The organism is Bariatricus sp. SGI.019 (genome assembly GCF_050315235.1).
Taxonomy (GTDB): domain Bacteria; phylum Bacillota; class Clostridia; order Lachnospirales; family Lachnospiraceae; genus JAFBIX01.
The window spans coordinates 130174-142721 of sequence record NZ_JBNPOQ010000004.1 but is presented as its reverse complement, the minus strand read 5'-3'; the positions used below and the strand labels follow the sequence as shown (position 1 = coordinate 142721).

Annotated in this window: 12 protein-coding genes; 6 read left to right on the top strand and 6 right to left on the bottom strand. The window is 40.9% G+C overall.

Annotated elements, in window-relative coordinates:
- Positions 1–74: 74 nt before the first annotated feature.
- Positions 75–959: a LysR family transcriptional regulator gene (locus ACQRD1_RS03920; protein WP_235232356.1), complete on the bottom strand. Its 885-nt coding sequence runs from the start codon at positions 957–959 to the stop codon at positions 75–77.
- Between the two features lie 243 nt (positions 960–1202).
- On the opposite strand from ACQRD1_RS03920, the gene ACQRD1_RS03915 reads away from it, so the two are divergent.
- The 5 genes from ACQRD1_RS03915 to ACQRD1_RS03895 all read left to right on the top strand — a co-directional run bounded on the left by ACQRD1_RS03915 (position 1203) and on the right by ACQRD1_RS03895 (position 6251).
- A complete protein-coding gene (locus tag ACQRD1_RS03915) occupies positions 1203–2411 on the top strand; it encodes an MFS transporter (RefSeq protein ID WP_235232357.1) in 1209 nt (402 codons plus the stop codon).
- A 54-nt stretch (positions 2412–2465) separates the two neighbouring features.
- Complete coding sequence (gene aroD / locus ACQRD1_RS03910; protein WP_235232358.1) at positions 2466–3227, top strand: type I 3-dehydroquinate dehydratase; 762 nt, start codon at positions 2466–2468, stop codon at positions 3225–3227.
- Positions 3228–3315: 88 nt separating this feature from the next.
- Positions 3316–3924, top strand: a complete 609-nt coding sequence (locus ACQRD1_RS03905) for a TRAP transporter small permease (protein WP_235232359.1) — start codon at positions 3316–3318, stop codon at positions 3922–3924.
- Between the two features lies 1 nt (position 3925).
- Positions 3926–5215, top strand: a complete 1290-nt coding sequence (locus ACQRD1_RS03900) for a TRAP transporter large permease (protein WP_235232360.1) — start codon at positions 3926–3928, stop codon at positions 5213–5215.
- Positions 5216–5225: 10 nt separating this feature from the next.
- Positions 5226–6251, top strand: coding sequence for a TRAP transporter substrate-binding protein (locus ACQRD1_RS03895; RefSeq protein WP_235232361.1), 1026 nt, complete (start codon positions 5226–5228; stop codon positions 6249–6251).
- Positions 6252–6376: 125 nt separating this feature from the next.
- Here ACQRD1_RS03895 and ACQRD1_RS03890 read toward each other — a convergent pair whose 3' ends face one another.
- Positions 6377–6709, bottom strand: a complete 333-nt coding sequence (locus ACQRD1_RS03890) for a DUF3784 domain-containing protein (protein WP_235232362.1) — start codon at positions 6707–6709, stop codon at positions 6377–6379.
- Between the two features lie 183 nt (positions 6710–6892).
- Between ACQRD1_RS03890 and ACQRD1_RS03885 the strand changes: the two genes are divergently transcribed.
- Complete coding sequence (locus ACQRD1_RS03885) at positions 6893–7918, top strand: NAD-dependent epimerase/dehydratase family protein (RefSeq protein ID WP_235232363.1); 1026 nt, start codon at positions 6893–6895, stop codon at positions 7916–7918.
- 79 nt (positions 7919–7997) lie between these two features.
- Here the strand turns inward: ACQRD1_RS03885 and ACQRD1_RS03880 are convergent, their stop codons facing one another.
- From ACQRD1_RS03880 to ACQRD1_RS03865, 4 genes are all read right to left on the bottom strand, one after another.
- A complete protein-coding gene (locus ACQRD1_RS03880) occupies positions 7998–8834 on the bottom strand; it encodes a carbohydrate ABC transporter permease (protein WP_235232364.1) in 837 nt (278 codons plus the stop codon).
- Complete coding sequence (locus ACQRD1_RS03875) at positions 8834–9700, bottom strand: carbohydrate ABC transporter permease (RefSeq protein WP_235232365.1); 867 nt, start codon at positions 9698–9700, stop codon at positions 8834–8836. Before ACQRD1_RS03875 ends, ACQRD1_RS03880 begins: the two co-directional genes overlap by 1 nt.
- A gap of 15 nt (positions 9701–9715) precedes the next feature.
- A complete protein-coding gene (locus ACQRD1_RS03870) occupies positions 9716–11029 on the bottom strand; it encodes a sugar ABC transporter substrate-binding protein (RefSeq protein ID WP_235232366.1) in 1314 nt (437 codons plus the stop codon).
- Between the two features lie 258 nt (positions 11030–11287).
- Positions 11288–12523 (bottom strand): helix-turn-helix domain-containing protein, encoded by a 1236-nt coding sequence (locus ACQRD1_RS03865; protein ID WP_235232367.1) that lies wholly within the window; start codon positions 12521–12523, stop codon positions 11288–11290.
- Positions 12524–12548: the final 25 nt, after the last annotated feature.

Genomic DNA, 12548 nt, shown 5'->3' with positions numbered 1-12548 from the left:
GACGACTTCATTATAATCCCGCGAACCAATAACGTAAAATACATTTTATGTCAATTATTAATACATTAAAGCTATCATTCCAATGATGGCGCTTTCTGCTTCATATATTCGATAAATCTTTCTACGGCCGGCAGCTGATAACGATCCCGCATCCAGAACATGAAAGTGTGATGCATTAATTCAATATCATCAAATCTATGAATATTAACACGATTCTCATTGATCTCCTCAATTGCCGGAACAAGTGCAATTCCAAAATCTTCACTCACCAAAGCCACAATGGAATGTTCATCCGGGCACTCCACCACAATATTGGGCTGAAATGCCAGCCTTCGATATAATTGCTTTGTGTAATTTCCAAGCCAGGATTCCCGGTCATATCCGATCACCGGATAATTCCGTAGTTCCTGGATAGAGACTTTTTTATGAGATTCTAATTCATGCCCTTTTGGTGTAATCAGTACCATTTCTTCTGATAATACAGGAAAGAACTCAAATTCCTCTTTATCTATATATCCGCCGAAGCCGACATCCAGCTCACCAGATCTGACTTTTTTTGCAATTGCACTCGTATGATTCTGAAAAAAGTTAAATGTAACATTCTTATTTTCTTTTTTATTAAGAAAATCTCTTACGTTATGAGGAATGTAGTGACTTGCAAGCGGGAATACATAACCAATATCAATCTTTCCTCCGTCACTTGCCATTTCCTTCATCTTATTCTTCGCAATCTCACATTCATCAATAATCCGGTCCGCATATTCCAAAAAAAGTTTTCCACCTTTTGTCAGATTGACCCCTCTTCCATTTTTTTCAAAAAGCAAGACACCAAGCTCGCTTTCTAAAGACGCAATGGAACGGCTCAAGGATGGCTGGGAGATATAAAGTTCCTCTGCTGCCTTTCGATAATTTTCATATCTGGCAACCGTCTGAAAATAATATATCTGATTGAGTGTCATACGCACCTCCTTATATAGATTGTTTCTATAAAACCTATGGATTTATAATCTCTATCTTTATAATTCTAACATTTCAATAGCCTGAACGCATCAATTTTCACATATATTGGTATTGGAAATTCTATTCGCCGATTGATAAAATATAAACAACAAATCGTTAGTTTTTTAACGATATGGTGCTGCATTTCTTATGTTTGTGACAGAATACTAAGAAAACAAAACACAAAAAGGAGAACATTACCAATGAACAAAAAGTATTTACCAAGTGCACTGATTCTGTACCTGAACTATTTTATCCATGGTGTCGGCTGTTCTATTCTGGGACAGGCTGTCATCAAAGATGCTCTGGCAGCAAGCTGGGGCGTAGAAGCAATGGCAATCACAGCAATCTCTGCCGCATTAGGTCTTGGACGACTGATTGCTCTTCCATTCGCCGGTCCTCTCTCTGACAAGTTAGGGCGCCGCATTTCCTGTGTAATCGGAGGTGCCTCCTACGCAATCTACTTAATTGGTCTTGCACTTGCTTTTAATGCAGGAGCAAATGGCGGTTACCAGATTGCTTACATCTGCGCGATCCTCGGCGGTATTGCCAATTCATTCCTTGATACTGGTATCTACCCGGCTGTTGCTGAAGTATTCTACTCTGCACCTGGTGTTGCAACGATGGGAATCAAGTTCTTTATCGCTATCTCTCAGATGCTGCTTCCATTCGTGCTCGGTATTGCCGTAACAACATCTGCTTCCGGTCTTGTATCTTACAACCCATTATTCATTGGTTGTGGTATCTGCTACATTATATTAGTAATCTTGATTCTCTTTGCACCTCTTCCGGATGCCGATGCGAAGAAAGAGAAGAAAGAAGGCTTACTGGAAAGCATGAAGAAAACACATTTCTCCATCGAATCCGTTGCTATGATCCTGATTGGATTCACCTGCACTGGTACCTTCCAGTTATGGCTGAACTGTGCACAGAATTTTGCCAAAGAAGTGGTAGGCTGGGCTGATCCTTCTATCATGCAGACCTACTACTCCATGGGAACTATGCTCGCACTGATCGTAACTGCAATTTTGACACGTAAGATTAAAGATGTCCGCTTCATTATGGTCTATCCAGCAATCTGTCTTGCGACCATGATCTTGGTACTCATGGGCAAGTCACAGACACTTTGCATTGTTGGTGCATTCGTAATCGGGTGGGCTGGAGCAGGCGGACTTCTTCAGATTGCAACTTCTGTATGTAATATGCTCTTCCCGAAGATTAAAGGTACGGTAACTGCATTAGTTATGATCGCATCTTCACTCTGTAACTATACAATCTTAACAGCAGCTTCAAAGATGAGTCCGTCTGGCGTTATGACGATGAACATCATTCTTACCGCAATCGGCGTACTTCTTGGAGTATTTGTAAACCTGCGCTATGCAAAAATGGTGGAGCTTGCATCTGCTGAATAATTTCATTATAATCAAAATAATTGGCAAACTATGATAGAAAAGGAAGGATAAAATATGAATACAGTTCGTGTCAGAGATATTGAAATCGGTGCCGGTATCCCCAAAATCTGTGTACCGATCGTTGGAGTAACAAAAGAAGAGATTATTGCTGAAGCAAAGACATTTGACGCTATCCCGGTCGATGTTGTGGAATGGCGTGTTGACTGGTTCGAAGGTGTATTTGACTTTGATCAGGTACTCGATGTATTGAAAGACTTAAGAGATGCTCTGGGAAATACACCTATCCTGATGACATTCCGTACTTCCAAGGAAGGTGGCGAAAAGGCAATTGAGGATGTAGCTTATGCACAGTTAAACATCAAAGCTGCCCAGTCAGGATATGTTGATCTGATCGATGTTGAAGTATTCACCGGTGACGAGATCGTAAAAGAGATTATTGAAGGTGCTCATGCTGCAGGTGTAAAGGTTGTGGCATCCAACCATGATTTCTTCAAGACTCCTGATAAGGATGATATCGTAGGCCGTCTTAGAAAAATGCAGGATCTGGGCGCTGATATTCCGAAGATTGCTGTAATGCCTCAGAATAAAAAGGATGTACTTACACTTCTTGCCGCAACAGAGGAAATGGCATCCGAATATGCCGACAGACCGATCATTACCATGTCTATGGCAGGTACCGGTGTAATCAGCCGTCTCTGCGGTGAAGTATTTGGTTCTGCACTGACTTTTGGTGCTGCAAAGAAAGCTTCTGCTCCAGGACAGATGGGCGTGAATGATTTAAGCACTGTTCTTGAACTACTTCATAACGCATTATAAAAATCACAAAAACCTTGACTATTGCCTGGAGTCCATAACGGGCTTCGGGCAATAGTCAGGTTATCAGATATCTTGCAAGGAGGTAAAAATGAAAAAAGCAATTCACTGGCTGGATGAAAATCTTGAAGAATTTCTTCTGATCATTCTCCTGATCGGAATGACACTCATCATGGGCATACAGGTCTTTTGCCGCTATGCACTGGGAATGTCTCTGTCCTGGTCAGAAGAATTAACACGCTATCTGTTTATATGGTGCGGCTTTCTTAGCGTTAGTTACTGCAGCAAAAAATGCTTATCTATTAAGATTGAACAGTTTGTCGCAATATTTCCACGGCGCGGAAAAGCAGTCATCAAGGTTATCAACCATACCTTCGAGCTGATATTCTTTATCTACATGATTCCTTTTGCATATTCTTATATGATGTCTGCCGTAGAAAGCGGTCAGGTATCCCCTGCCTGCTCCATTCCAATGTATTACGTTCAGGCAGCACCTTTTGTTTCTTTTATTCTGGTTGCATTCCGAATCCTGCAGAGATGGATCATTGAATTCCGTATTGCCAGAGGTGAGAATGTCTTTGACCCGGCACACCCGGAACGAAACACTCCGGAATCATTTATTCAGGCAAATGCTGACACCAAATCCGAAATTGACAACCTCACCCATAATATAAAAGACTCAAGTAAGGAGGTTTCGTAATATGCCAGTCGCTTTATTATTTATCATCTTCGTGGTCGGACTGATCATTGCGATTCCTGTATCTATTACACTTGGAATCACATCCGTCCTTCCATCCATATGTGACCCGTCTTTCACAGTAGGTGCAAAATATTTGATTCGGGCGATGTTTGGCGGTCTGGATTCTTTCCCATTATTGGCAGTTCCGATGTTCGTTCTGTCCGGAATCATCATGGCCAAGGGTGGTATCTCCAGAAAGTTATTCGACATCTTTGCATACTTTCTTGGTAATCTGACAGCAGGCATGCCTTGTGCCGTAATTGTGACATGTCTTTTCTATGGAGCAATCTCTGGTTCTGCACCTGCTACTGTTGCCGCAGTTGGAAGTATGACCATTCCGATTCTGACAAGTCTCGGTTATGATCTTACCTTTACTACCGCGATTGTTGCTGTTGCCGGCGGCTTAGGTGTCATTATTCCACCAAGCATTCCATTCATCATGTACGGAATGGCTTCTGGAGCATCCGTAAGCAATCTGTTCCTGGCAGGTATCATTCCCGGTCTCATGATTGGCGGACTTCTCATGTTCTATGCTATCTTCTATTGTAAACGTAATGGAGAAGACAAAGAAAAGATTCATGCGGAAGTAAAAAGATTACACGACAAAGGGTTATTCAAAGTAATCAAAGAAAGCTTTTTTGCAATTTTAAGTCCTGTTATCATTCTTGGATGCATCTACAGCGGAATTGCATCTCCGACAGAGGCTGCTGTTATCTCCGTGTTTTATGCTCTGTTTATCAGTCTGGTTGTATATAGAAGTATTCGAATCAAGGACATCTGGGGTATCTTACAAGAAGCAATCCGAACATTTACCCCCATTCTTTTCATTCTGGCGACTTCTACTGCTTTTTCAAGGGTACTGACATTAATGCAGGTTCCTCAGACAGTCAGTGAATTTATCAGCAACAACTTCCATAGCCCTGTGCTGATCCTTTTCGTGATTAATCTGTTCCTATTAATTGTAGGTATGGTAATGGATACGACACCTGCTATCCTGATTCTGACACCAATCCTTCTGCCAATCGTTACGAATCTTGGTATGGATCCTGTTCAGTTCGGTGTAATCATGGTAGTGAACCTTGCCATTGGATTTGTAACTCCTCCAATCGGAGTAAATCTTTTTGTTGCCAGCTCATTAACAGATGTTCCGGTCATGACAATTGCGAAGAAAGCTATGCCCATGATTATATACTTTTTAGCTGCATTACTTTTGATTACATTCATCTCGGCACTTTCTCTGGCATTGTTATAGGAGGCATGAAATGAAATTTCGTAAGATAAAATCGCGTTTAATATCTACCGGCCTTGTCCTTATAATAGCTTCTTCTTTGTTCCTTACCGGCTGTGGTAATTCCAGTGAAGAAGAGGATGTACAGCGTTACGCATGGCCGCTTGCCACTGCAAGTCCAGAAGACACCGTTACTCAGATCTTTTCCGAAAAATTTGCGGAAGAAGTCTCACGTCTCAGTGACGGGAAGATGAAGATTCAGGTCTATCCCAACTCTACGCTCGGAGGTGACCGTGATCTTCTGGAGACCTGCGCAGACGGCGATATCCCATTCATTGTACAGAACACTGCTCCTCAGGTAACCTTCATGCCTGATCTCGCAGTTTTTGACCTGCCATGTGTATTCGATTCACTGGACGATTGCAGAGAGACCTTAGATGACCCAGAATTTTTCGACTTGATCAGTAATGTGTACACGGAAGGCGGTTACCATCTTCTGGGGATGGCTGATCAGGGGTTCCGTGTCATGAGTACCAACACGCCAATATATGAATTTGCAGATTTTAAGGGCCAGAAGATTCGGACCATGGAAAACAGCTACCACCTGGCATTCTGGAAAAGCTTACATGCCAACCCGACACCGATGAGCTTCAGTGAAGTATACATTGGACTTCAGCAGCACACAATTGATGCGCAGGAGAATCCATATGAAGTCATCGTATCTAATAAGCTATATGAGCAGCAGGATTATGTGGTGGAGACCAACCACCTGCCACATCTGATCTCCCTGATCGTAAATGATGCATTTTTCCAGAATCTCACTAAGGAAGAACAGGACATCATGACTCAGGCCGCAAAGACCGCAACAGAATATGCCCGAAAACAGTCTGATGAGAGAATTGCTGAACGAATTACTACAATTGAAGACAGCGGCACAGAGATCATTACCCTCTCTGATGAAGTAAGAGATGAAATCCGAGAAAATTCCCAGAATGTGTATGAAGATATCAAAGCAAATATCTCGAAAGATATCTACAACACATATCTGGGAATGGAATAAAATCAAGAATCCACCGGGAAAATTCCAAAAGAAAAGGGGAAATCGGCTAATGCCGATTTCTCCTTCATTATCCATACAACTTTTATTCTATTCACACCAATTTATTGCCGATGAAGCAGCCGCATCTACTTTTTACAGATCGTATTACTTACGATAATAATCACCAGACAATCAATCAGTATAATTCCCACCGATATATATACAAAGCTAACCGGCAATACATCTTCAAACACTTCCATGATAAGAATCAGGATGGAGATCACTGCCATTCCAATCCCCATCGTCCTACATAACTTCTTCTCATCATATTTTTTCTTTTCTTCTTTTGAGGCTGTATTGTAACCGGCAATAAACCAGCTCCCATGTCCGGAGAGCAGAACGATGGAGATGACTACAAAGATTACAAACACTACCCATACGATCCAATCTGGTCCGTTTGATACATCCGCCAGTTTCATTCGAACTCCTCCTTTTTCGCATCTTTTGCAAAAATCTACTCCTACTGATATAGTATATACTAAAAATATGATAAAATAAACTAGTAACCTGTTGATATCATCTAATTGATCTTCAAACCAATCACACGATAGAATATACAAAAAATTGAGGGAAAGGATTCTGAAGAAAGAAGGGATTATACTATGAAAGCATTATTTATTGGGGGAACGGGTACAATCAGTACCGCTATCGTAAAAAGGCTTATACAAGAATTGAACTGGGAAGTATGGACTCTCAACCGTGGCAGCCGGACACAGGCTGTACCAGAAGGCGTTCATCAGATTATTGCTGATATTCATGATGAAGCAGCTGTTGCAGAAGCAATCAAGGATATGACTTTTGACACTGTCTGTGAATTCATCGGGTATCATGTCGAAGATGTAAAACGCGATTACCGCCTGTTCCAAGGAAAAACTAAGCAGTATATCTTTACCAGTACTGCTTCTGCCTACCACAAACCTGCTGCCAATTATCTGATCACAGAGGGAACTACTCTTGCGAATCCACACTGGCAATATTCCCGGGACAAAATTGCCTGTGAGGAATTCCTGATGGATAAGTATCGAAAAGAAGGCTTTCCGGTAACAATTGTCCGTCCAAGCCATACCTATGACGAGCGTCGTATTCCATTGGGTGTCCATGGGAAGAATGGTTCCTGGCAGGTCGTTCAGCGAATGATCGAAGAAAAACCTGTCATTATTCACGGAGATGGCTCTTCTCTATGGACTATGACATTTAATACAGATTTTGCAATTGGTTATACCGGTCTTATGGGCAATCGTCATGCAATCGGAGAAGCATTCCAGATTACCGGAGATGAAACTCTTACATGGAATCAGATCTATCAGACGATCGCAGATGCTTTGGGCGTGACACTTCACCCTTACCATGTAGCTTCAGACTATCTCTCTGCAGTTGGTGATAAATATGGATATGATTTCGAAGGAAAACTGACTGGTGACAAATCTGTCTCTGTCGTATTTGACAACACGAAACTAAAAAGAGTTGTGCCTGATATGAGAACTACGGTCCGCCTCGACCAGGGCGTACGAATTGCCCTTGATTATGTATTATCCCACCCTGAAGAATGCCAGATACCTGATCCAGAATTTGATGCCTGGTGTGATCGCGTGATCAATGCTCTGGAATCCTCCAAAGCTGGTATATAAAATACATTATCGAGCAGAGCCCGCCAGCCGAAGGCATGTATTGCGGGATGCTCGAATGAATATATATTTTTACAACTTATTACCCTTTTACAGAGCCTCTCATCATACCAGAAATCAGATATTTCCGGAAGAACAGTGCCGTCACCGCCGGTGGAATCAACGCAATCATTCCTGCAGCTGCAATCAGACCATACTGTATGGAATCTTTGGTCATAAATTCTGATACAACAATTGCCATTGGCTTTGTTTCCATAGAAGATGCCAGAATCAGTGGAATCTGGAATTGGCTCCAGGTATTTAAAAACATAATCAGCGTGACTGATAATATAATTGGATAGGAAAGCGGCAATATGATTCGGAAAAACGAAGCCGCTTTTCCGCATCCGTCAATCATAGCTGCCTCTTCCAGCTCCTTTGGAATCGTTGCAAAATAATTGGAAATCAGCCAGGTTGCCATTGGAAGGTAGGAACTCACATACACCATACTGAGCCAGACAATATTATTCAACAATTTTGCCATTGCAAACATACGATACAGCGGAATAATCGTTGCCATTACAGGAATAACCATTGTTACCAAAAGAAGATTCTTAATAACCTTCCTTCCTTTAAATTCCATTCTACTTAATGCATAGGCACTCATCATCGCAATCGGAATCCCGATGCAAAGCGTAATACAGACTGCCCTTAAAGAATTAAACATTCCAGTAAAAAAAGTATTTCCTCTCCGGCTTCCGGAAAACATCTCCACATAATTGGAAAATATCATATCATCTGGCAGTAGCTTGCTCGTCGGCGCAAAAATTGCGTAATCAGGTGTAATGGATATAATAAAGGTCCAGACAAAAGGCCCTACCGTAAAAATCAGGAACAAAATCGTAGCCAGAACATATCCGAATTTTTTCGCATATTTCATCAATATTCCACCTCCTTATTTAGGCTTCGCAAGTAGAATATTCCAAGGATCAATGCGAAGAACATTACAATGTATGTCATGGCACTTCCTTTTCCAAAATTCAGGAATGTAAATGTGGTCAGATAACTTTCCATTAAGATATTCTTTCCTAGATCACTGTATCCCGAAAGAGCCACAATTTCATCAAACACATTGATTGCTGTTACCGATGTTGAAGTAATTCCTACTGCAAGGAAAGGTTTCATAAGCGGCATCATAATATGACAGAAAATAGTCCTTGATGTACCTCCGTCTATTTTTGCTGCTTCAAACAGACTGTCAGGAATCGATTGACGTCCGGCCAGACAAACGAGCGCCATAAAAGGGATGCTTCTCCAGACAACAACAATGGAAATCACCAGCAGAAGTGTCCATCTTGAGCTTAAGAACTCAATTGGTTTACTGATAATTCCAATGCCAATCAAAAGTTTATTCAAAAATCCATATCCAGAGAAAAATACAAACTTCCATAAGATACCATTTACAAAAGGCGGCAATGCCCACGGAAGAATCGCTAATGCCAATAACAAACCAGACCATTTCACATCAACATTAAGAAAAGCTGCCACCAGATATCCAAATATCGTTGTAAACACAACAACAAATACAAGGATAAAGATTGTATTCTGCAGGCTGTACCAAAAAGAATCTGACTGAATAATATCAATGTAATTCTTAATTCCTATATAGTGAATATCTCCAGGAGCTGTCAGCTTCCATTTCTTTAAACTGTATGAAAATGTAGCAATGATCGGATAAAATACTAATACACCCATGATAAGAATCATGGGTGTTAGTAAAAGATAAGGTAATATCTTTTTTTTCATCATTTATTCCTTAAATTATTCGTTGATTAATTTCTCTAAAGCTGTTTCCATCTCATCAAATGCTTCTTCTGCTGTGCATTCGCCAAGTGCCATCTTATTGATTGCATTGTACATTGCACTGCTCATCTCCGCATAATAAGAAGGTACTCCGTTCGGGAATGGAGAAGAGATTAAGTTTGCTTCTTCTAACATTGCTCCTGCATTCTCGATCGTTCCGTCATTGATCAGCTCTTCCAGAACAGAATTACGTGTAGGAATTGCACTGTTTGTTTCATTTAACTGTTTCTGCATATCAGCAGATGTATACCATTCTACGAATTTCTTAGCAGCTTCTTTGTTCTCGGAAGCTTTTGTAACACCAATAGCTTCTGGAAGTGCCATTGTCTGAGTTGCTTTTCCATCTTTACCCGGGACAAGGATGGATTCGATTTCTCCAACAACGCTGCAGATTTCTTCGTTCTGGCTTCTGGATATGAAAGAGGTAGGACCTGTAAGGAAGCTTGCTGTACCACCACAGATACGCATATAAGCATCCATACCTGAAGATGTCTTATCTTCTGGAGCTACTAACTCTTCATTTACCAATGTTTCTATATACTTCAATGCTTCTAATACAGAATCTTTATTGAAAGTTCCGTCATCGTTCCATACCACGCCATTCATGGTATATGCCAGCCACATTAAACATGTAGATGTCTTTTCTTCTGCATTTAATGCAATTGCAAATGGATAGTCTACAGTCCCTGTAGATTTAAGTGTTCTGCAATCTTCCAGAACATCATCCCAAGTCTGTGGTTCCTCTGTAATACCAGCCGCTTCAAACTGCTTTGTGTTATAATATGACAAACGGTAGTCGTTCGCATATGGAATTGCCAGAACCTTTCCATCCTTTGTAAATGTTTCGAGTGTCGGCATATCTTCCTTATCTTCATCTGATACTTCCAATGGCTCTAACCAATCTGCCGCATCAAATTCTCCGACCCATGACCAGTCAACTTCCACAACATCTGCTGCACATTCTCCGGCAGAAGCAGCTGTTGCTAATTTCTCACGGATATCATCCCATCCAACTTCAGCAATCTCAACTTCAATTCCTGTTTCCTCTGTAAATGCAGCAAGCTGATCATCTGTTGGTACACCCCAGTCAGGTACCATAAATGTAATTTTTTCTCCTGATGATTCCTCAGCTGCATCCTCACTGCTTTCACTGCTCTCTTTGCTTCCGCCACAGCCCGCAAGCATGGTAAGCGTCATAGCGGCAATCAACAATACACTGATTAGTTTCTTCTTCATAGTTTTTATATGATATGTCCAGAAGCTTCCTATCATATTTCCTCCCTTTTCGTCTATTCATATCTTCCATTACTCTTCTACTGGCTTCTGCAAATATATCCTCTGAATGAATTGATATATTTCAATACTATTAAGTAATGTTCCGATACCCGGATATCTGTATTCTACCATCCACGGATTTTCCAGTATTTCATATATGTTAGTTTTATTTTATATTTGTTTTATTTCTTCCGGATATATCTATTGATTTTTGTAATATATTTTTGTATTTATTTACATTTTCTATACATTGAATTATTTTATTACTTTTACTTTCTTTCGATATGCCAACGGGGTCTCGCCTGTGATTCTTTTAAACACCGTCTGAAAATGACTCTGAGAGGAAAAATTAAGCAGACTTGCTACTTCGCTTAAATTGTAATTGCTGAAACGAAGTAAGCGTTTTGCCTCTTCTGTCTTCTCCTGTTGAATGTACTGGGTAATAGAAAGTCCCATCTCCTGTTTGAATCGGCTACATAAGTAGGATCTGCTATAGCCTAATTCTTTTGCCATACTTTCTGTTCGAATCGGTGCGAAAACATTCCGTGAAATATATTGAATACACATTCTGCAAAAGTGCCTTTTATCATCTGCAGGACATCGTAATTTTTCTACCTGCTCTGCAAAATCAATCACCATTTCCTGAAAAAGCCGTTCTACCGCAGGACAATCCTGCATCAGTTCTAGCTTCTGAATATATAGTTCCATCGCAAGAAATGCCTGCTGAACATCCAGTCCTCCCCGAATCGCAGCCTTCGATACGCTGTCTGCCATGGCAATCCCTCTGTTTTTTATTTGCCGCAATTCATCATATACGATACTCCCTGTGTATACTTTCGGCGGAGCACTGAATAGTTCTTTCAGCTGGTCTGCCTGTCCATTCTCAACATAAGAACATACCAGTTGTTCCCAACTAAAGCTTTGCTCAACTGCCTGAGATAATCCCATATCTTCTATATTATTCATTCGATTCCCGGTATACTCTATTTGTACAGAATTCTGGATGCTTTCCGGCGGTCTTTCCATCCATACTTCCTCAATCGCAAATGCCCGCTTTCGCAACATTGTTTCTAGAGATACTAACAACCATGCAAGCCGCTGAATGTTAATGACAGGCGTGCTGCATAACCATCGAACGTAAGCATTCTTTTTCTCTTCTTCAATCCTCAGGATTGCCAGCAATTCTTCCATTTCTTGTCCGCTGCCTTTTAAAGCACACGTTGGTCCAAGAATTAGTCGAAGACCTGGCTTTAATGTAAGAAAAGCATAAAACTGATATAAAGATGTCGTGATTATGCCTACATCATGTCCAGAATCTATGATTTGAGATAAAAAGGGACCTAACGGATCTGGCTCAATACAGTAAGGCGAAAAATAATATAAAGGAGTGCCGTCTTGATACAAACGTACTCCTGTAGTGTATGCTTTCGCCAGGCTATAACACATGGATTCATAGACTTTCATGTTCATTATATCGGATTCTTTTCTCATAATTTTTCTCCCAACCATGTTTTCT

Excerpts from the sequence above, each read along its gene's own strand:
- aroD (WP_235232358.1), top strand. The coding sequence starts at position 2,466 with ATGAATACAGTTCGTGTCAGAGATATTGAAATCGGTGCCGGTATCCCC.
- ACQRD1_RS03905 (WP_235232359.1), top strand. The coding sequence starts at position 3,316 with ATGAAAAAAGCAATTCACTGGCTGGATGAAAATCTTGAAGAATTTCTT.
- ACQRD1_RS03900 (WP_235232360.1), top strand. The coding sequence starts at position 3,926 with ATGCCAGTCGCTTTATTATTTATCATCTTCGTGGTCGGACTGATCATT.
- ACQRD1_RS03895 (WP_235232361.1), top strand. The coding sequence starts at position 5,226 with ATGAAATTTCGTAAGATAAAATCGCGTTTAATATCTACCGGCCTTGTC.
- ACQRD1_RS03870 (WP_235232366.1), bottom strand. The coding sequence starts at position 11,029 with ATGATAGGAAGCTTCTGGACATATCATATAAAAACTATGAAGAAGAAA.
- ACQRD1_RS03890 (WP_235232362.1), bottom strand. The coding sequence starts at position 6,709 with ATGAAACTGGCGGATGTATCAAACGGACCAGATTGGATCGTATGGGTA.
- ACQRD1_RS03875 (WP_235232365.1), bottom strand. The coding sequence starts at position 9,700 with ATGAAAAAAAAGATATTACCTTATCTTTTACTAACACCCATGATTCTT.
- ACQRD1_RS03865 (WP_235232367.1), bottom strand. The coding sequence starts at position 12,523 with ATGAGAAAAGAATCCGATATAATGAACATGAAAGTCTATGAATCCATG.
- ACQRD1_RS03920 (WP_235232356.1), bottom strand. The coding sequence starts at position 959 with ATGACACTCAATCAGATATATTATTTTCAGACGGTTGCCAGATATGAA.
- ACQRD1_RS03880 (WP_235232364.1), bottom strand. The coding sequence starts at position 8,834 with ATGAAATATGCGAAAAAATTCGGATATGTTCTGGCTACGATTTTGTTC.
- ACQRD1_RS03915 (WP_235232357.1), top strand. The coding sequence starts at position 1,203 with ATGAACAAAAAGTATTTACCAAGTGCACTGATTCTGTACCTGAACTAT.
- ACQRD1_RS03885 (WP_235232363.1), top strand. The coding sequence starts at position 6,893 with ATGAAAGCATTATTTATTGGGGGAACGGGTACAATCAGTACCGCTATC.